At 74.9% G+C, this 19,681-nt stretch carries 19 protein-coding genes; 18 read left to right on the top strand and 1 reads right to left on the bottom strand.

Annotation, left to right across the window (positions count from 1 at the left end):
• Positions 1–129: 129 nt before the first annotated feature.
• On the bottom strand, positions 130–1,470 hold the full coding sequence (locus tag ACI794_RS20130; RefSeq protein WP_456602659.1) for an MFS transporter: 1,341 nt from the start codon (positions 1,468–1,470) through the stop codon (positions 130–132).
• A 449-nt stretch (positions 1,471–1,919) separates the two neighbouring features.
• Here ACI794_RS20130 and ACI794_RS20125 point away from each other — a divergent pair, with 449 nt between their 5' ends.
• Genes ACI794_RS20125 through ACI794_RS20040 form a run of 18 tightly spaced genes read left to right on the top strand, consistent with a single transcriptional unit; the run spans position 1,920 to position 19,509 of the window.
• On the top strand, positions 1,920–3,167 hold the full coding sequence (locus ACI794_RS20125) for a CaiB/BaiF CoA transferase family protein (protein ID WP_456617209.1): 1,248 nt from the start codon (positions 1,920–1,922) through the stop codon (positions 3,165–3,167).
• A complete protein-coding gene (locus tag ACI794_RS20120; protein ID WP_456617208.1) occupies positions 3,164–3,973 on the top strand; it encodes an enoyl-CoA hydratase/isomerase family protein in 810 nt (269 codons plus the stop codon). Before ACI794_RS20125 ends, ACI794_RS20120 begins: the two co-directional genes overlap by 4 nt.
• Entirely contained in the window at positions 3,970–5,226 is a 1,257-nt protein-coding gene (locus tag ACI794_RS20115; RefSeq protein ID WP_456617207.1) for an acyl-CoA dehydrogenase family protein, read from the top strand. Before ACI794_RS20120 ends, ACI794_RS20115 begins: the two co-directional genes overlap by 4 nt.
• Complete coding sequence (locus tag ACI794_RS20110) at positions 5,223–5,987, top strand: SDR family NAD(P)-dependent oxidoreductase (RefSeq protein WP_456602655.1); 765 nt, start codon at positions 5,223–5,225, stop codon at positions 5,985–5,987. Before ACI794_RS20115 ends, ACI794_RS20110 begins: the two co-directional genes overlap by 4 nt.
• A gap of 46 nt (positions 5,988–6,033) precedes the next feature.
• Complete coding sequence (locus tag ACI794_RS20105) at positions 6,034–6,912, top strand: 3-hydroxyacyl-CoA dehydrogenase family protein (RefSeq protein WP_456617206.1); 879 nt, start codon at positions 6,034–6,036, stop codon at positions 6,910–6,912.
• Between the two features lie 28 nt (positions 6,913–6,940).
• Entirely contained in the window at positions 6,941–7,816 is an 876-nt protein-coding gene (locus tag ACI794_RS20100; protein ID WP_456617205.1) for a 3-hydroxyacyl-CoA dehydrogenase family protein, read from the top strand.
• Complete coding sequence (locus tag ACI794_RS20095; protein ID WP_456617204.1) at positions 7,813–8,592, top strand: enoyl-CoA hydratase-related protein; 780 nt, start codon at positions 7,813–7,815, stop codon at positions 8,590–8,592. Before ACI794_RS20100 ends, ACI794_RS20095 begins: the two co-directional genes overlap by 4 nt.
• Entirely contained in the window at positions 8,589–9,620 is a 1,032-nt protein-coding gene (locus ACI794_RS20090) for an acyl-CoA dehydrogenase family protein (protein ID WP_456617203.1), read from the top strand. The genes ACI794_RS20095 and ACI794_RS20090 overlap by 4 nt, the downstream gene beginning before the upstream one ends.
• Positions 9,617–10,783, top strand: coding sequence for a CaiB/BaiF CoA transferase family protein (locus ACI794_RS20085; protein ID WP_456617202.1), 1,167 nt, complete (start codon positions 9,617–9,619; stop codon positions 10,781–10,783). The genes ACI794_RS20090 and ACI794_RS20085 overlap by 4 nt, the downstream gene beginning before the upstream one ends.
• Positions 10,780–11,763, top strand: coding sequence for an NADPH:quinone oxidoreductase family protein (locus tag ACI794_RS20080; RefSeq protein WP_456602649.1), 984 nt, complete (start codon positions 10,780–10,782; stop codon positions 11,761–11,763). Before ACI794_RS20085 ends, ACI794_RS20080 begins: the two co-directional genes overlap by 4 nt.
• A gap of 43 nt (positions 11,764–11,806) precedes the next feature.
• Complete coding sequence (locus tag ACI794_RS20075) at positions 11,807–13,504, top strand: AMP-binding protein (protein WP_456617201.1); 1,698 nt, start codon at positions 11,807–11,809, stop codon at positions 13,502–13,504.
• On the top strand, positions 13,501–14,439 hold the full coding sequence (locus ACI794_RS20070; RefSeq protein ID WP_456602647.1) for an NAD(P)-dependent oxidoreductase: 939 nt from the start codon (positions 13,501–13,503) through the stop codon (positions 14,437–14,439). Before ACI794_RS20075 ends, ACI794_RS20070 begins: the two co-directional genes overlap by 4 nt.
• Positions 14,436–14,846 carry a carboxymuconolactone decarboxylase family protein gene (locus tag ACI794_RS20065; RefSeq protein ID WP_456602646.1) on the top strand — a complete coding sequence of 137 codons (411 nt, stop codon included), beginning with the start codon at positions 14,436–14,438 and terminating at the stop codon, positions 14,844–14,846. Before ACI794_RS20070 ends, ACI794_RS20065 begins: the two co-directional genes overlap by 4 nt.
• A 26-nt stretch (positions 14,847–14,872) precedes the next feature.
• On the top strand, positions 14,873–15,709 hold the full coding sequence (locus tag ACI794_RS20060; protein ID WP_456602645.1) for an N-acyl homoserine lactonase family protein: 837 nt from the start codon (positions 14,873–14,875) through the stop codon (positions 15,707–15,709).
• Positions 15,706–16,119 (top strand): hypothetical protein, encoded by a 414-nt coding sequence (locus tag ACI794_RS20055; protein WP_456602644.1) that lies wholly within the window; start codon positions 15,706–15,708, stop codon positions 16,117–16,119. Before ACI794_RS20060 ends, ACI794_RS20055 begins: the two co-directional genes overlap by 4 nt.
• On the top strand, positions 16,116–16,994 hold the full coding sequence (locus ACI794_RS20050) for an alpha/beta fold hydrolase (protein WP_456617200.1): 879 nt from the start codon (positions 16,116–16,118) through the stop codon (positions 16,992–16,994). The genes ACI794_RS20055 and ACI794_RS20050 overlap by 4 nt, the downstream gene beginning before the upstream one ends.
• Positions 16,991–17,896 carry an amidohydrolase family protein gene (locus ACI794_RS20045; RefSeq protein ID WP_456617199.1) on the top strand — a complete coding sequence of 302 codons (906 nt, stop codon included), beginning with the start codon at positions 16,991–16,993 and terminating at the stop codon, positions 17,894–17,896. Before ACI794_RS20050 ends, ACI794_RS20045 begins: the two co-directional genes overlap by 4 nt.
• Positions 17,897–17,946: 50 nt before the next feature.
• Complete coding sequence (locus tag ACI794_RS20040; protein WP_456602641.1) at positions 17,947–19,509, top strand: acyl--CoA ligase family protein; 1,563 nt, start codon at positions 17,947–17,949, stop codon at positions 19,507–19,509.
• Positions 19,510–19,681: the final 172 nt, after the last annotated feature.

Raw genomic sequence — 19,681 nt, 5'->3', positions numbered from 1 at the left:
CCCCTCCCGCGGCGCCGGCGGCGGAAGATGGGTTTGGGGGGTTTTTAAACTACCGACGCCGGGGGGGGCCCCCGGGGCCCGACCCCCGGGGCCCCCCCCGCGGCGGGGGCCGCCGTCGGACCGGCGACGTCAGTGGTCGAGCGCCGGCTCCTTGTCCGCCGCGGCGAAGTCGACGTCCTTGGTCTCCGGACCCATCGCCGCCCCGAACGTGATGAAGGCGCAGCCGATCACCAGCAGCGGCAGCACCGTCCACTCGAACGGCATCACCGCGGAGAGCCCGGACTGGTAGAAGGCGTAGAACGAGGGGATGACCACCGCGAGGCTGTAGCCGAGCCCGAAGCCGGTCGCCCGCACCCCGGTCTGGAAGCGCTCGTTGATGTACACCGTCGTCAGGCCCCACACCGAGACCACGAGCACCGCGATGAGCGTGACCATGACCATGACGACGAACAGGTTCTGCGGCTTCCACGCCAGGTAGGCGGCGTAGACCGCGGTGCCGCCGATGCCGGCGATCCCGCCCCACACCATCAGGAACGGCCGGCGGCCGGTCCGCTGGCTGATCACGGCGCAGACCACGTACATGACGGCCACCACGAGGTAGGCGACGATCAGGGTCGCGGTGACCTGGGTCGGGGACAGGTTGCTCTCCGAGCTGAGCAGGCCCGGGAGGATGGCGGTCACGCAGTTCAGCGACAGCCAGAAGCCGGTCATCAGGATGAAGACCTGGATGAAGTTCTTCCTGTTCTGGCCGGTGAACAGGTCCTTGACCGGGGTTCCCCCGCCGCCGCTGCCCTCGAACAGCTCCGACTCCCGGACGCTCTTCAGGTAGTAGACGACGAAGGCCAGGGCCATGGCGCCGCCGATGAAGAACGGGATGCGCCAGCCCCACTGCACGTAGGGGGAGTCGAGGTCGCCCGCGGGGGCGATCTGCAGCATGACGAAGGTGATCACGGCGACCGAGACGTAGGCGAGCGGGAAGCCTGTCATGATCAGGCCGCCGTTGAGACCGCGCTTCTCCTTGGGGGAGTACTCCATCGCCAGCGGGCTGGCCGCGGTGTACTCCCCGCCGACGAAGATGCCGATCACGAAGCGCAGCAGCACGAAGACGACGACCGAGCCGATCCCCCAGGTCTGGTACCCCGGCAGCAGCCCGACGACGATCGTCAGGATGCCGAAGCCGGCGACGGCGATGACGGTGGCGTTCTTGCGGCCGTGCATGTCCGCGTAGCGCCCGAAGATGAGCGCGCCGAGCGGCCGGCCGACGAGCGTCGCGGCGAAGATCATGCCGGTGATGACGGCCGTGGTGGACGCGTCGAGATCGGGGGAGATGAAGTACCCGATCGCGGGCGCCAGGGCGATGATCGGCAGGTAGATGTCGAACATGTCCACGTAGAACCCGTAGAAGGCGCCCCGCTGGGCGTGCTTGCGGTTCCGTTCGTGCTCGTCGGTGGCCTGCGCGGCTGTCGTCATGCTCGTCCTCCGTCTCGGGGCCAGGTTCCGCGAGCGCGGATCCTGTGGTCGGTACCGGGACCCCCGCCACGGCGCGCGGCCGGGCCGCCGTGGCGGGGGAACGGTGGAGTCGCCGGGAGGGATCCCGTGTGGGTGCGCTGGGCGCCCACCGCGCCGGTCCCGTGTGGTCGGGGACCACGTGCCGGGGACAATGTCGGACATTAAGCAGCTGTGTCAAGGGTCACGGTCCGATTCGGTCGGCGGACCCGCCCGCCCTCGGGGCCTCCGGCACTACACAGTTCCCGTTACGGCGCGTCAACCTCGCAAGTCACCGGCGCGCCCGAGCCCACGGGTGGCCCGGCGGGCGAGGTGGAACGGGGTCGTCGGTAAATGTCCGACATTGACACCCGGCGAGGTGACTGCCTACGTTTCGGCGCAGGCCGCGAGACACGAGAGGGCGGTGCCGACCAGTGCCACCGACGACGACCAGGGCGGGCTCCCACGCGCCCCTGCAGGGGCTCCGCGTGGTCGACATGTCGACGTCCTACGCGGGCCCGACGGCCTCCATGTACCTCGCCGACCTCGGCGCCGACGTGGTCAAGGTGGAGCGCCCGCGGACCGGTGACGACGCCCGCTGGTGGAGCCCGCCGAGCGTCGACGGGGCATCGGCCTGGTTCGCCTCGGCCAACCGCAACAAGCGCAGCGTGGCCATCGACCTCCGGACCACGGACGGCATCGCCGTCCTGCACCGGCTGCTGGCCGGCGCCGACGTCCTCATCGAGAACCTCAACCCCGCGAAGCTCGCGCCGCTCGGGCTGAGCCCGGAGGACGTCCGGGCCCGCCACCCGCGGCTCGTCTACTGCGCGATGTCGGGGCTCGGGCTCACCGGACCGGACGCCGAGCTGCCGGGGTACGACCTCGTCGCCCAGGCCCGCTCCGGGCTGATGTCGGTGACCGGCCCGGCCGGCGGGTCCCCCCAGCGCGTCTCGACCGCGCTCTCCGACATCGTCACCGGGATGGCGGCGGCGCTCGCCGTCAGCGCCGCCGTCGTCCGGCAGCGCACGACCGGGCGGGGCGACCTCGTCGACGTCTCGCTCCTGGACTCCGACCTGGCCCTGCTCGCGCCCCGGGTGGCGGCCTACCTCGCCGGTGACCCGGAGCCCGCCCCCAGCGGCGGGACCGACTCCGTCCTGGCCGTCTACCAGCCGTTCCCGACCGCCGACCGGGACATCGTCATCGCGATCGGCAACGACGTCATCTGGCGGCGCTTCTGCGCCGCCGTCGGCCTGCCCGACCTCGCCGAGGACGACCGCCTCCGCGACAACGCCGGGCGGCGCGCGCACCGCGGCGAGCTGATCACCGCGATCACCGCGGTCCTCGCGCGGCGGCCGGCGGGCGAGTGGCTGGCGGTCCTCGCGGACGCCGGGGTGCCCGCCTCGCTGGTGCAGGGGCTGGCCGAGGTCACCACCGACCCCCAGGTGGTCGCCCGGGGCGCGATCCTGCCGGTCCCCGGTTACGACGGCGTGCTCAACGGCGTGCGCAGCCCCTTCCGGCTGGCGTCGATCCCCGAGCCGCGCAACGAGCGCTTCCCCGAGCTCGGGGAGCACACGGTCGAGGTGCTGCAGCAGGCCGGGTTCGACCCCGCCACCATCGACCGGCTCCTCGCCTCGGGCGCGGTCGCCGCACCGGCGGCCGCGGAAGGGCGGCGGGTCTCGTGAGCGGCTCGGAGGTGCTCGAGGTGCTCCGGGACGGCCCGGTGGCGACGATCCGGATCACCCGGCCCGAGGTGCACAACGCGCTGAACGCCCGGGTCCTGGCCGACCTCGACGCGGTGGTCGCCGCGCTGCCGGCCGAGGGCGTGCGGGCGATCGTGCTCACCGGCAGCGGCCACCGGGCGTTCAGCGCCGGGGCCGACCTCGACGAGCTCGCCGGGCTGTCGGGAGACGAGGCCTACGACGTCCTCGCCGCCGGCCAGGCCGTGGTCGGGCGGGTCGAGCGCTGCCCGGTCCCGGTGATCGCCGCCGTCAACGGGCTGGCCCTGGGCGGCGGGTTCGAGCTGGTGCTGGCGTGCACCTTCCCGGTCCTGGCCGACACCGCCGAGCTGGGCCTCCCCGAGGCGGGGCTCGGGCTGATGCCCGGGTACGGCGGCACGCAGCGGCTGGCCCGCCGGGTCGGGCAGCCGGTCGCGGCGCACACGATGCTCACCGGTGCGCGCATCGCGGCCGACCGCGCCCACGCCCTCGGCCTCACGCCGGTGCCGCCGGTGCCGGTCGAGGAGGTCCTGGCGACGGCGCAGGAGCTGGCCGGCCGCATCGCGGCCCGCGGGCCGCGGGCGGTGCGCGCGGTCCTGCTGGCGCTGCGGCACGGAGGCGACACCCCGCTGGAGGCGGGCCTGGCGTTCGAGACCGCGCTGGCCGGCCTGGTCACCGGCGGCGCCGAGGCGGCCGAGGGCATCGCCGCCTTCAAGGCCCGCCGCGCGCCGCGGTTCGACGACGCGCCCGCGCGTCCGGAGGAGGACGCGTGACCGTTTCCACCACCGGCGGGGCGCCGGTGCACGACCTCGAGCCGGACGCCTACCTGGCGCTGCACGGCGCCCTCGACGAGGAGGTCGCCGACGCACTGCTCGACCCCCGCGAGCGCGCGGTGCGGACGCGCACCCGCGAGGTGGTCGCCGAGCACGTCGCCCCCGGCGCGGCCGCCCGCGACCGCGACCACGTCTTCGCCCACGACAGCTACCAGGCGCTCGCCCGCGCCGGGCTGGGCGGGCTCCTGGTGCCGGAGGAGTACGGCGGCACCGGCGACAGCACGGTGGCCTACGCGGCGGCGATGGAGGAGATCACCGCCGGCTGCCCGGCCACGAGCCTCGTCTACATGACCCAGATGCACGCCGCGTACCCGATCCTGCACGCGGGCGGCCCTGACCTGGCGCGGCGGTACGTCCCCGGCCTGGCCGACGGCAGCCGCTACGGGTCGCTGGGCGTCACCGAGCCCGGGGCCGGCAGCGACGCCTCCGCCCTCCGCACCCTCGCGGTCGCCGAGACGGACGCGGACGGGCGGACCACCGGGTACGCCCTGACCGGCTCCAAGACCTTCATCACCACCGGCGACCGCTCCGACGTGGTGGTCTGCTTCGCCACCGTCGACCCGCGCGCCGGCCGGCGGGGGATCACCGCCTTCGTCGTCGACGGCGACGCCCCGGGGCTCACCCGTGGCGCCCCGATGCGCAAGACCGGGATGCACGGCTCCACCACCGCCGAGCTCTTCCTCGACCGGACGCCGGTGCCGGTGTCCCACCGCCTCGGCGGGGAGGGCGAGGGCTGGGCGATCGTCGTCAGCTCGGTGACGAAGTCGCGGATCAGCGCCGCGGCGCAGGGCGTCGGGCTGGCCCGCGGCGCCTACGCGCACGCGCTGGTCGCGCTGCAGCGGGTGCACGGCGCGGACCTGCCGCCGGACGTGGCCTTCGCCCTGGCCGACATGCGCGGCGCGATCCTGCGTGGCCGGCTCACGCTCCTCGCGGTGGCCCGGGAGGTCGACCGCACCGGCGGGGCCGGCGGCGGGGCGATCGGGCTGATGAAGCAGGCGTGCACCGACATCGGCTGGCAGGTCGCCGTGGCGGCCACGAAGGCGCTCGGCCGGGTCGGCGACCTGTCCGGGGTCGGCATCGAGCGCTACCTGAGGGACGCCAAGGTGACCCAGATCTACGACGGGACCAACGAGGTGCAGCGACTCCTGATCGCCCGCGACACCGCCGGACGGCTCAAGGGGGTGCTGCGGTGAGCACCGCGGAGCAGCCGCTGCTCGGCAAGGTCGCCGTCGTCACCGGCGCCGGCCGCGGTCTCGGCCGGGCCCTCGCGGTCGCGCTGGCCGGCGCGGGCGCCGACGTCGCGGTGGCGGCGCGCAGCCGCGACCAGCTGGAGCAGGTCGCCGCCGAGATCGAGGGCACGGGACGGCGGGCGCTGGTCGTGCCGACCGACGTCACCGACGCGGCCGCCGTCCAGCGGCTGGTCGACACGACGGTGGCCGAGCTCGGTGGCCTCGACGTCCTGGTCAACAACTCCGGCGTCATCGACAGCACCCCGCTGCTGGAGCAGGACCCGGCCGAGTGGGACCGGGTCATGGACACCAACGTCCGCGGCACCTACCTGGCCACCCGCGCCGCCGGCGCGCACATGGTGGCGCAGGGGTCGGGCAAGGTCGTCAACATCGCCTCGAACTTCGCCTTCAAGGGGGTGCCCGGCCACGCGGCCTACTGCGCCTCCAAGGCCGCGGTCGTCGCCTTCACCCGGTCGATGGCCGTCGAGTGGGCCCGCCACGGGGTCCAGGTCAACGCCCTGGCCCCCGGCTACTTCGCCACCGACATGAACGCCGAGCTGCGCGCCGACGGCGAGGCGCTCTCCCGGGTGCTGCGCGCCGTCCCCGCCCGCCGGATGGGGGAGGCGCAGGAGCTGGCCCCCTGGCTGCTGCTGCTGGCCGGCCCCGCGTCGGACTTCATGACCGGCGAGGTGGTCGTCGTCGACGGCGGCCAGACCGCCCGGTGACCGCCCACCCGCACCCGACCGCCGTACCGGCGAGGGAGAGAGACCGATGACCCAGGACCAGCTCACCGTCGCCGTGGTCGGCGGCGGCACGATGGGGGCGGGCATCGCCGTCGTCGCAGCGCGCGCCGGCCACCGCACGATCCTCCGCGACCTCGACGACGCCGCCGTGGAGCGCGGCCTCGGCACCGTGGAGAGCTTCCTGCGCCGCAGCGCCTCGCTCGGCAAGCTCACCGAGGAGCAGCTCGAGGCCGCCCTGGCCAAGCTGTCGGGCACCACCGAGCTCCGCGACCTGGCCCCGGCGGACGTGGTCGTCGAGGCGGTCTTCGAGGACCTCGAGGTCAAGAAGGCGCTCTTCGCCGAGCTCGACGGCGTCGTCTCCCGCGACACGCTCTTCCACACCAACACCTCGACGCTGTCGGTCACGTCGATCGCGTCGGGCTCCCGGCACCCCGAGCGGGTCGTCGGCACCCACTACTGCAACCCCGCGCAGCTGATGAAGCTGGTCGAGGTGGCGGAGGGCCGGCACACCGCCCCGGAGGCCACGAAGCGGTCGCTGGAGTTCCTCGCCGGCGTCGGGAAGACCACGGTGCTGACCAAGGACCGCCCCGGCTTCATCCTCAACCGCTTCCTCATCCCCTGGGAGAACAACTGCATCCGCGCCCTGGAAGCGGGGCTGGGCACCGTCGAGTCGATCGACCGGGCCGTCCTGGGGGCGCTGCGCCACCCCATGGGTCCCTTCCAGCTGCTCGACGTGGTCGGCCTCGACGTGCACAAGGCGGTGTCGATGCGGCTCTACGAGCAGCTGCGCGAGCCGCGCTTCGCGCCCCCGCCGCTGGTCGACCGGATGATCGCCGCCGGCGACCTCGGGCGGAAGACCGGCCGCGGCTTCTACACCTACGAGACCACCAAGGCCTTCGGTGCCTGAGGCCGGCAGCAGCGAACGGAGTTCGAGCATGAGGACCTTCCCGCGGGTCGCCGTCCTGGGGTTCGGGACGATGGGCGCCGGGATCGCGCAGGTGGTGGCCGCCTCCGGTCGCGACGTCGTCGTCCTGGAGACCGAGCAGGCCCGGATCGACCGCGGCCGGGACGCGGTGCGGACCTTCCTCGACGGCGGGGTCAGCCGCGGCAAGACCACGGAGGAGGAGCGGGACGCCGTCCTCGGCCGGATCCGCGGCACGACCGACGTCGCCGACCTCGCCGGCGTGGACCTGGTGGTCGAGGCGGTCGTCGAGCAGCACGACGTCAAGGTGGAGCTGCTCGGACGGGTCGCGGACGTCGTCGGGCCGGAGGCGGTGCTCACCACGAACACCTCGGCGCTGTCGGTCACCGACCTGGCCGCCTCCCTGGACCGGCCCGGACGCATGGCGGGGCTGCACTTCTTCAACCCCGCACCGGTGATGGCCCTGGTCGAGGTGGTCCGGGCGCTGCAGACCGACGCCGACGTCGTCGCCGACCTGGTCGCCTTCGTCGAGGACCTCGGCAAGTCGCCGGTGGAGGTCAAGGACCGACCGGGCTTCCTGGTCAACCGGCTGCTGATGCCCTACCTCAACGACGTCGTGCAGGAGTACGACGACGGGCTGGCCAGCGCCGAGGACATCGACGTCGCGATCCAGCTCGGGCTGGGCTACAAGCTCGGCCCGCTGGCGCTGCTGGACCTGATCGGCATCGACGTCCACCGGCACGCCACCGAGTCCGCCTACGAGGCGACGCTCGACCCCCAGTTCGCCCCACCGCCGCTGCTGCACCAGATGGTCGCGGCCGGCTACCTCGGCACCAAGAGCGGTCGCGGCTTCCGCGCGGGCGCCGACGAGCACGGAGAGGTTCGATGAGCGACTACACCGACATCCGGAGCGAGACCTCGGGGCCGGTCCTGACCCTGACGATCGACCGGGAGGGCGCCGGCAACAAGCTGCGCGTGCAGACCCTGCTCGAGCTCAAGGACGCCCTCCAGCGCTTCCGCACCGATCCCTCGCTGCGCGCCGCGGTGCTCACCGGGGCGGGCGACAAGTTCTTCTGCATCGGTGGCGAGCACGACGAGACGACCTCGCTGGACTACTCCCAGGTGCTGCCGATCATCGACGTGTACGAGGCGATCGACACCATCGCCAAGCCGGTGGTCGCCGCCGTGAACGGCTTCGCGGTGGGCGGCGGCAACGTGCTGCACAACGTCTGCGACCTCACCATCGCCGCGGAGAACGCCGTCTTCCGGCAGGTCGGGCCCATGGTGGGCAGCTTCGACGCCGGCTACGGCACCTGGTACCTGGAGGACTCCATCGGCCGGAAGCGGGCCAAGGAGATGTGGTACCTCAACCGCAAGTACACCGCGGCCCAGGCGCTGGCGATGGGCCTGGTCAACGAGGTCGTCCCGGCCGGCCAGGCGGTGTCGCGGGCGCAGGAGGTGGCCGCGGAGATCGCCACCCGCAGCCCGATGGCCATCGGGGCGCTCAAGGGCGCCTTCTCCGCCCGGCACACCGGCGTGCTCGGACAGGCGCGCATGGCCCACGACCAGCAGCTCACCCTGTACCTGGCCACCAAGGAGGCGCACGAGACGGGGAACGCCTTCGGCGCCAAGCGGTCGCCGGACCCGGAAACCTTCTGGTCGTGAGGCGGCCCTGGGCCGGGCCCCGGCTCGACGACGACCAGCAGGCGGTCCTCGACCTGGTCGACGACCTCGCCGCGGACCGGCTCGCGCGGGTGGGCGACGACCGCCCGGACGACGTCGACGCCGCGCGGCGGGTCCTGGCCGAGCAGGGCCTGTGGACCCTCGGCGCAGCGGAGTCCGACGGCGGCGGGGGGGCGCCGGCCGCCACGATGCTGGTCGCGCTCGCCCGGCTCGCCGGGACGTGGCCGGCCCTGGCGTGGGCGTCGGTGCAGGCGCACGCCGCGGCCCCGGTGCTGGCCGCCGGCCGGCTGCCCGCGCTGCTCGACGGCCTGCACGACGGGGCCCCGGTCGCGGTGGCGGTGGCCGACCCGGGCTCGGTGACCCTGGCCGGGGGGCGGCTGACCGGCGCTCTCGACCGGATCGACCCCGCCGGCCGGGAGCCGCGGCTGGTGGTGCTCCTGGACGCCGGCACCGCCGTCCTCGTCCCGCCGGAGGGGATCACGTTCGGTGCCCCGGTCGCGCGCACCGGGCTCGACGGCGCGCTGACCGTCGGCGTCGGGCTGGACGCCCGGGTGCCCGACGACCACGTGCTCCGCGGCCCGCAGGCCGGGCGCGCCCGCACGCTCCTGGACGCCGGCGCGGCCGCGGTCGCCGCCGGGATCGCCGAGGCCGCGGCCGCCGCGGCGCTGGGGTACAGCGCCGACCGGGTGCAGTTCGGTGCCCCGCTCACCGAGCTCCCGACCGTCCGCGCCGCGCTGGCCGCCCAGGCCGCGACCGCCCGCACGCTCCTGGTGTCCGCCGTCACGGCCGATCTCGACCGCCCGGACGCCGTGGCCGCGGCCCTGCTGCCGGCCTGCGACGCGGCCCTCGACGTCGCGGCGGCCGCGGTGCAGTCGCACGGCGGCTACGGCTACATGACCGAGTACCCCGTGGAGGGCCTGCTGCGCGACGCGGTGTCGCTGCGCGCGGCGTGCGGGGCGGTGGAGGCGGCCCGGGCGGCGGCCCGCACGCTGGTCGGGGCGCAGCCGTGAGCGCCGGCGGGGCCGGCCGGCCGGCGCCACCCCTGGCCGGCGTCCGGGTGCTCGACTTCTCCGCCCTGCTGCCCGGGCCGCTGGCGACGCTGCTGCTCGCCGAGGCCGGCGCGGAGGTCCTGCAGGTGGAGCGGCCCCCGCACGGCGACGAGATGCGCGGCTACGTGCCCCGCCTGGGCGACAGCAGCGCCAACTACGCGCTGCTCAACCGGGGCAAGCGCAGCGCCGCCGTCGACCTCAAGGACCCCGCCGTCCGCGACCGGCTCCTCGCCCTGGCGCCCGAGGTGGACGTCGTCGTCGAGCAGTTCCGGCCCGGCGTCATGGACCGGCTGGGCCTGGGCTACGAGGACTTCCGGGCCGTGGCTCCCGGGATCGTCTACTGCTCGATCACCGGCTACGGCCAGACCGGGCCGGCGGCCGGCCGCGCCGGGCACGACCTCAACTACCTCGCCGAGTCCGGGCTGCTCGGGGTCGTCGTCGACGACCGCGGCGACCCGCACCTCCCGCCCACGGTGATCGCCGACATCGCCGGCGGCACCTACCCCGCGGTGGTGAACATCCTGCTGGCCCTCTTCCGGCGGCAGGCCACCGGCGAGGGCTGCCACCTCGACGTCGGGATGACCCCGAACCTGAGCACGCTGGCCTACGGCTACCTCGCCACCCACGCCGGCAGCGGGGCCTGGCCGGAGCCCGGCCGCGACCTGCTCACCGGCGGCAGCCCGCGCTACCACCTGTACCGGACCGCCGACGGCCGGCACGTGGCCGCCGCGCCCCTGGAGGAGCGCTTCTGGCGCCGCTTCTGCGAGCTCGTCGACCTGCCCGACCCCCTCCGGTCCGACGCCGGCCGGGAGGAGGAGGTGATCGCCGCGGTCGCCGAGCGGATCGCCGCGCACCCCGCCGCCCATTGGCGCGAGCTGTTCGAGGGGCAGGACGTGTGCTGCTGCGTCGTCGCCACGCTCGAGGAGGCCGCGCGCAGCCAGACGCTGCGCACCCGCTCCGCGCACCGGGTGGCCGGGCCCGGGTTCGACGTCGGCGCGCTCCCCGTCCCGGTCGTGGACGAGCTCCGGTCGCCGCCGGGGCCCCTGCCCTACCCGCCGCTGCGGACCGGCCCGGAGGCGCTGACCTTCGGCCGGCCCGCCACCCCCACCAGGAGCCCCGCATGAGAGCAGCAGTGGTCCAGGAGTTCGGCCCGCCGGACACCCTCGTCCCCGGCGAGCTCGCCGATCCCGTGGCCGGCCCCGGCGAGGTGCTGGTCGAGGTGGCGGCGGCCGGGGTCAACTTCCCCGACGTCCTCGTCGTGGCCGGCAGCTACCAGATCCTCCCCGAGCGCCCGTTCGCCCCCGGCAAGGAGATCGCCGGCACGGTCCGCGCGGTGGGGGAGGGCGTGGACCGCTTCGCCGCCGGCGACCGGGTGCTGGCCCAGATCGAGCACGGCGGCTACGCCGAGCTGGTCGCCGTGCCGGCGGCCCAGGTGGTCGCGCTGCCCGACGAGGTGCCCTTCGTCGACGCCGCGGCCTTCGGGCTGGGCGCCATCACCGCGCACTTCGCCCTGGTGCGGCGGGCCGGCCTGCGCCCGGGGGAGACGGTCCTGGTCACCGGCGCCGGCGGCGGCGTCGGCTCGGCCGGCGTCCAGATCGCCAAGGCGCTCGGGGCCACGGTGATCGCGGTGGCGCAGGACGAGGAGCGGGCGGCCCTCGCCCGGCAGCAGGGGGCCGACGCGGTGGTGATGGCCGGCCCCGCGATGCGCGACGAGGTCCTGGCGCTGACCGAGGGGCGCGGGGCCGACGTCGTCCTCGAGCTCGTGGGCGGCGAGGTGTTCGCCCAGTCGCTGCGCTGCACCGCCTGGGAGGGGCGGCTGGTCGTCATCGGGTTCGCCTCCGGCGACCTGCCGACGATCAAGGCCGGCCACGTCCTGGTGAAGAACCTCGCCGTCCTGGGCCTGCAGGTGTCCGACTACCGCGACCGGGAGCCGGAGTCGGTCCGGGCCGCGATCGAGCACCTGCTGCAGCTGTACGTCGAGGGGCGGCTCACGGTGCCGGTCGCCCGCACCTACCCCCTCGAGCAGGCCGGTGCCGCCCTCGAGGCCGTCCGCTCCGGCAGCGTCGCCGGCAAGGTCGTCCTCACCTGCTCCCCGGCCGCCTGACCCCCGCATCCGAGCCCACCGACCCGCACGAGGAGCGACCGTGGTGACCGACCAGCGAACGAGCACGCCACCCCCGGACCCGGCCGCCGCCCATCCGGGCGTGCGACCCGACAGCCGGCTGACCCCCGGGCTCGCCCGCGAGTACGAGGAGAGCGGGGCGTGGGAGGCGCGGCCGCTGCGCGCGCTGCTCACCTCGGCCGCCGCCGAGCAGCCGCAGCGGGTGGCGGCGATCGACCGGGTCAGCGGCGCGCCGGGTGCCCGGCGGACCACCTACGCCGAGCTCGACGAACGGGCCCACCGCTACGCCTGCGGGCTGCACGCCCTGGGCGTCCGCGCCGGTGACTTCGTGGCGGTGATGCTGCCGAACTCGACCGACTTCGCGGCGCTCATCTTCGCGATCAACGAGCTGGGGGCGGTGTACAGCGGCATCCCGGTGGCCTACGGCGAGCGGGAGGTCGAGGTCATCCTGCGCCGCACCGGGGCCACCGTCGTGGTGGTGGCGGAGCGGTTCGGCAGCAACAGCCCGCGGGCGCTGGTGGAGGGCCTGCGGGGCGGGCTGCCGTCGGTGCGGCACGTCGTGGTGGCCGGCGGCCCGGCCGGGGAACCCACGGCCGGGGACGGCGCCCGGCCGCTCTCCTCGCTGCTGGACGCCCCCGAGGTGGATTTGCCCGCGCCCGATCCGCGCGCGCTCTGCCACGTCGGCTTCACCTCCGGCACGACCGGCGAGCCGAAGGGGGTCATGAACACCCACCAGACCCTCTTCGCCGTGCTGCGGAACTGGGTGGCGCACGTGGGCCGGGACACCCTCGGCGAGCCCCTGGTCAACCTGATCGCCTCGCCCGTCGGGCACCACACCGGCTTCCTCTGGGGCGTCCTCCTGACCACCTACCTGCGGGGCACGGGGGTCTACCTGGACCGCTGGGTGCCCGAGCAGGCCGTCGCCGTGGTGCGGGAGGAGGGCGTCACGACCATGTTCTCGGCGCCGACGTTCCTGCAGGACCTCGTGCTGACCGAGCTGGCGCACGACGAGGAGTGCTCGCTGCGCACCGTCGTCCTGGCCGGGGCGCCCGTGCCGCGGACCCTGCCGACGGTCGCCGGCGAGCTGTTCGGCTGCTACGTCTGCCCGGCGTGGGGCATGACCGAGCTCGGCATCGGGATCTCCTGCGCGCCCTCCCTGCCGGCGGCGGCCCAGGCGACCGACGGCGTCCCCGTGCCCGGCACCGACGTCAGCGTCGTCGACACGGCCGGGGAGGAGGCCGGCCCCGGGGTCATCGGGGCGCTGCGGATCCGGGGCCCCGGGCTCTTCCTGGGCTACCTGGACCTGCCGGAGGCGACGGCCCGGGAGATCGACGCCGACGGCTGGTTCACCACCGGCGACACCGCGCGGCGCACCGAGGAGGGGTACGTCCTGCTCGAGGGGCGCACCAAGGACATCGTCATCCGCGGGGGCGAGAACATCCCCGTCACCGTGGTCGAGAGCCTCCTGTTCCAGCACCCGCAGGTCGTCGAGGCCTCGGTCATCGGGATCCCCGACGTGCGGCTGGGCGAGCGGGCCTGCGCCGTCGTCGTGCCGCAGGGGAGCGCCGAGCCGACGCTGGCGGAGGTGTGCGACTTCCTCCTCGCGCAGGGGCTGAGCAAGCACTTCCTGCCCGAGCGGCTGGAGCTGGTCGACTCGCTGCCCAAGACGCCGAGCGGGAAGATCCGCAAGGTGGAGCTGCGCAACCGGTTCGCGGCCTCGTGAGCACGCTCTTCGTGGGGCTGGGCCGCATGGGCGCACCGATGGCCCGCCGGCACGCCGCCCGGTTCGACACGGTGCTGTTCGACGCCGACCCCGCGGTCGCCTCCGCCCTGGGGGAGGAGCTGGGCTGCCGGGCGCTGCCCTCGCTCGCCGAGCTCCCCGCCGACGTCGACACCGTCGTCCTCATGCTGCCCGACAGCCGAGTCGTCGAGGCGGTGCTCCTGACCGACGGGCTCCTGGCCCGGTTGCCGGAGGGGGCGCTGGTGATCGACATGGGCTCCTCGGAGCCGGCGAGCACCCGGCGGCTGGCCGCCGACGCGCGGGCGCGGGGCACCGGGTACGTGGACGCGCCCGTCTCCGGGGGCGTCGCGAGAGCCGTCACGGGGGAGCTGTCGATCATGGTCGGGGGCGATCCCGGGGACGTCGAGCGCGCCCGGCCGCACCTGGAGCCGCTCGGCGGAGCGGTGCTCGTGGTCGGCGCCGCGGGCGCCGGTCACGCCGCCAAGGCGCTGAACAACCTGCTGTCGGCGACGAACCTGGCGGCCGCCGCCGAGGTGCTCACCGTCGCCGCGGGCTTCGGCATCGCCCCCGAGGTGATGGTCGAGGTGCTCAACGCCTCCACCGGCCGCTCCCAGGCCACCGAGGTCAAGTACCCGAAGCACGTCCTGACCGGCAGCTACGACTCCGGCTTCGCCATGGACCTGATGATCAAGGACCTGGGCATCGCCCGGTCCCTGGCCGCGGCGCAGGGCGCCAGCACGCCGGTCACCGACGCCGCGTACGCCGCGGCGGTCGGGGCGCGCGAGGCGCTCGGCGGGACCGGCCTGGACCACACCGAGATCGCCCGCCACTACGAGGCGGTCAACGGGACCCCGCTGCGCAGCGGGGCCGCAGACCGGCCCGCACCACCCGCCACCGACGACGAGGAGACCCCGTGACCGACGACCCGCAGGCCTACATCGACGACATGGCCCGATCCCGGGGCTACGTCCTCGACTACCACAAGGTCATGGCCAAGCACGACTTCCCGGTGCTGCAGGCGGCCAACGGGCTGGTCAGCGCCGCCTACCTCGACCAGCGCCGGCTCGACCGGAAGACCAAGGAGCTGATCTTCATCGTCAGCCTGACGGTGATCCGGGCGTCCAAGGGGCACATCCAGAGCCACATCCGGGTGGCGCTGGACCTGGGCGTCAGCCCCGAGGAGATCCTCGAGGCGATCGAGATCGCGCTCCCCGAGGCCGGGATCGTGGCGTTCCAGGCGGGCTTCGACGCGTGGCGTGAGGTCGTCGGCGCGGACGGCCTCGAGCCGACGGTCGCCGTGCACGAGGGCGGCCGCGGGGCCTGATGGGCGGGGCCGGGGAGGCGGCGGCCATGGCAGCCGGAGCGGGAGCGGGTGCGCCGCCGGAGGACGTCTACGAGGTGGTCGTCGTCCGGCACGGCACCCGCCGGGCGCGGCGGAGCGAGGTGTTCCTCAACTACGCCCAGTACGGCGAACCGGACGCCGACTTCACCGTCGACTACCACCTGTGGATCCTGCGCAACGCGCACACGACGGTGCTGGTCGACACCGGGTTCGCCCGCGGGCCGGCGGAGGCGCGGGGGCGAACGGTGCTCGTCGACCCCGCCGACGCCTACCGGCGGCTCGGGGTGGACACCGCCGCGCCGCACACCCTGGTGGTCACCCACGCCCACTACGACCACATCGGGAACGTCGGGCTGTTCCCCGCGGCGACCGTGGTGGTCAGCGCCGCCGAGGTCGACTTCTGGACCTCACCGATGGCGGCCAAGCCGCTGATCGGGCACTTCACCGAGGCCGACGAGGTGGCGGCCCTGACCCGGGCCGAGGCCGAGGGGCGGCTGCGCCGGTTCTCCGGGTCCTGCGAGGTCGCACCGGGGGTCGTCGTCACCGAGGTGGGCGGGCACACGCCGGGGCAGGCCGTGGTCACCGTGCGCACCGCCGCCGGGGTGGTGCTGCTCGCCTCCGACGCCGTCCACTTCACCGAGGAGCTGGAGCGCGACATGCCCTTCATCGCCGTCACCGACCTGCCCGGTCTGTACCGGGGGCTGCAGACGGTCCGCGACCTGGTCTCCTCCGGGGCGGTCGACCACGTGCTCACCGGCCACGACCCCGGCGTGCTCGACCGGCTCGAGCCGGTGTCCCCGGAGCTGGCCGGCGTCGCCGGCGTGCTCGGGAGGCTGCCGGCGTGACCGGGCGCGAGTGGCTGACCGGCTGGGCCCGCGCGGTGGCGGCGGACCCCGAGAACGCGCACATCGGGCGGTTCTCCGTCTTCACCGCCCGCCTCGTCGACGACCGCGGCGGGGACGTCCTCGTCCGCTACGACCGGGGCGTGGTCGGCATCGGGGACGGCGGCCCCGGCGCCGACCTGGAGCTCCGCGGGCCGCTGTCCGCCTGGCGGGAGCTCGTCGACCCCGGAGCCGCGCCGCGCCGGCACGACCTGCTGGCGCTGACCAAGGTGCCCGACGGCCTCGAGGTGGTCGCCGGCCGCGAGCAGCTCATCCGGCACCTGCGGGTCATCACCCGCCTCGTGGAGCTCGCGCGGCTGCACGACCGGGGAGCGGCGCACGGCGCCGCCGCCGGCGGGGGGAGGGGGCGGTGATCGAGGACGTCGTCGGCCGCTACGTGAACCTCCGGTCGTCCGGCACCCCCTACCGCGTCTACTTCGAGGAGGCCGGCTGCGGACCGGTGCTGCTCGCCCTGCACACCGCCGGGTCGGACAGCCGCCAGTTCCGCCACCTGCTCGGCGATCCGGAGGTGACCGGCCGGCACCGGGTCGTCGCCTTCGACCTCCCCTGGCACGGCCGCTCTCTCCCGCCGGACGGGTGGTGGACCGATGAGTACCTGCTCACCACCGACCGCTACGTGGCCTTGGTGGAGGACGTCTGCGCGGCGCTGGACCTGGACCGGCCCGTCGTGCTCGGCTGCTCGATGGCCGGCTCGCTGGTCATCGAGCTCGCCCGGCGCGACCCCGGTCGCTGGGGCGGGGTGATCGGGCTGTCGGGGGCGCTGCACGTCGAGGGGCGCTTCCAGGACTGGTCGCTGCACCCCGACATCAACGCCCAGCAAGCCGTCGCCTCCTGGACGGCGAGCCTGATGTCGCCCTCCAGCCCGGAGGTCTCCCGCCGCGAGGTGTGGTGGACCTACAGCCAGGGCGGCCCGGGGATCTACCGCGGTGACACGTACTTCTACTCTGAGGACCTCGACCTGCGCGGCCGGGCCGGCGAGATCGACACCGCGCGGTGCCCGGTGTACCTGCTCACCGGCGAGTACGACCACGCCTGCACCCCCGAGGACACCGCCGCGGCGCTGGCGGCGATCCCGGGTGCCCGCGGCGGCACCATGCCGGGGATCGGGCACTTCCCGATGGCGGAGAACTACCCCCTGTTCCGCACCCACCTGCTGCCGGTGCTCGACGAGCTCGCCGCGGTGCGCGCCGGCGACGGAGCGGCCCAGCCCCCGGAGGACCGTCCATGAGCGCGATCGACGCCCACTGCCACGTCTTCGTCGCCGACGGCGTGGGCGACCCCCGCCTGGTCGGCGGGGCCGCCTACGAGCCGCCGCCGGTCGACGTGCACGACCACGCGGAGCACCTCCGCGCCGCCGGCTGCGACCGCGGGGTGCTGGTGCAGCCCAGCGCCTACGGCGACGACCACCGGTGCCTGCTGGCCGCGCTGCGCACCCGGCCCGACGCGCTGCGCGGCGTCGCCTGCGTCGCGCCGGGCACGCCCCCGGAGGAGCTGGCCGTCATGCACGCCGCCGGGGTGCGGGGTACGCGCGTGCAGGACGGGTACCCGGGCGGCGTGCCCGTCGAGTCGCTGGTGGAGGTCGGCGAGACGGTGGCGCCCCTGGGCTGGCACATCGAGGTCTGGACCGACGTGCGCCGGCACCTCGACCGGCTCGGCGACGCCGTCCGCCGCTGCCCGGTGCCGGTCGTCCTGGACCACCTCGGCTACCTGCCGTCGGACGTCGGCGTCGACCATCCGGCCGTGCAGCTCGTGCTGGAGCTGCTCGCCGAGGACCAGGTCTGGGTGACCCTGTCCGGGCTGGAGCGCCTGCTGCCTGCCGGGGCCGGGGGGACGCCCGGCGACGCCGCGTTCGCCGAGGCGTGGGAACGGCACGAGGAGGCGATCGCCGCCCGGGTCCGCGCCCTCGTCGAGGTGCGGCCGCAGAACCTGCTGTGGGGCAGCGACTGGCCGCACGTCGGGGTGACGCTGCCGCTGCCCGACGCCGCCGGGATGCGCCAGCGGCTGGAGCGGTGGGTGCCCGACCCCGCCGTCCGGCACGCCGTCCTCGTCGACAACCCGGCCCGCCGGTACGGCTTCGCACCCGCCACGACGCCCGCCGAGCCGGCCGCCCCCGGGCCGGGCGGGGGCTGACCGGCACGCACCGCACGATCCGCTCCCCGCCGACCCGTCAGGAGATCCGGATGGCCTCGTTCACGTTCAGCCAGCTCAGCCCCACGGCCTACCTCGAGAGGTCGGCGCGGGTGTTCCCCGACCGCACCGCGATCATCGACGGCGAGCGCCGCCACACCTACCGGGAGTTCGCCGACCGGTCCCGCCGGCTGGCCGGTGGGCTCGCCGCGCGCGGCATCGCACCCGGGGACCGCGTGGCGGCGCTCTGCGCCAACAGCGGCACGATGCTGGAGCTGCACAACGGCATCCCGTGGGCGGGCGCGGTGATGGTGCCGCTGAACACCCGGCTCTCCCCGGGGGAGCTCGGCTACGTCCTGGACCACTCCGGGGCCTCGCTGCTGGTCGCCGACCCGCAGTTCGCGGCGACCGCGGCCGAGGTGGCCGGCGCGGCCGGGATCCCGCTGGTGCTGGCCGGTGACCCGGACAGCGAGTACGAGCAGCTGCTGGCCGGCGCCGAGCCGCTGGCGCTGCCGTGCGCGGACGAGACCGGGCTGCTCGCGCTGAACTACACCTCGGGCACGACGGGGCGGCCGAAGGGCGTCATGTACGCCCACCGCGGGGCCTACCTGCAGGCCCTCGCGATGGCGATGCACACCGGGATCGGCTCCCGCAGCCAGTACCTCTGGACCCTGCCGATGTTCCACTGCAACGGCTGGTGCTTCCCGTGGGCGGTCTCGGCCGCCGGCGCCACGCACGTCTGCCTGCCCAAGGTCGAGCCCGCCCGCATCTGGGAGCTGCTGCGCACCGAGGGGATCACCCACTTCAGCGCGGCGCCCACCGTGCTGACCATGATCCTGAACGCCGACGAGGCGGCCGCGGGCCCGGTGGAGCCCCGGGTCCAGGTGCAGACCGGTGGCGCGCCGCCCACCCCGACCCTGCTGGCGCGCATGTCGGCGCTGAACATGGAGGTCACGCACCTGTACGGGCTGACCGAGACCTACGGTCCGCTGGCGCTCAACGAGTGGCACCCGGAGTGGGACGACCTCGGCGCCGAGCAGCAGGCCGAGCTCAAGGCCCGGCAGGGGGTGGGCAACGTCGTCGCCGACCCGCTGCGCGTCGTGGACGACCAGGGCGCCGACGTGCCGCGCGACGCGACGACCATCGGCGAGATCGTGGCCCGCGGCAACGACGTCATGCTCGGCTACTACCGGGACGACGAGGCCACCGCGGCGGTCACCCTCGCCGACCCGGACGGGCAGCGGGGCTGGTTCCGCACCGGTGACCTCGCGGTCGTCCACCCGGACGGCTACGTGGAGATCCGCGACCGCAGCAAGGACATCATCATCTCCGGTGGCGAGAACATCTCCTCGGTGGAGATCGAGCGCGCCCTGGACGCCCACCCCGCGGTCGTCGAGTCCGCCGTGGTCGCCGAGCCGCACGAGAAGTGGGGCGAGGTCCCGGTGGCGTACGTGACGCTGCGGGCCGGGGCCGACGTCGAGGACCAGGAGCTGGCCGACTTCGTCCGGTCGCGGCTGGCCTCCTTCAAGACGCCGAAGCGCTTCGTCCGCGGCGACCTGCCCAAGACCTCGACCGGCAAGGTGCAGAAGAACCTGCTGCGCGAGCAGCACGCCTGACCCACCCACCGACCACCGCAGCACCCCTGCCCGACCACGACACCCGGGAGAACACCATGGCCATCGCGACGATCAACCCGGCGACCGGCGAGACGCTGAAGACCTATGAGCCGTTGGGGGAGGAGGCGTTGGAGGAGAAGCTGGCTCGTGCGGCCCGGGCGTTCGCGGGCTA

Source organism: Blastococcus sp. SYSU DS0541, from assembly GCF_054050875.1.
This window is presented reverse-complemented; position numbering and strand designations above follow the sequence as displayed.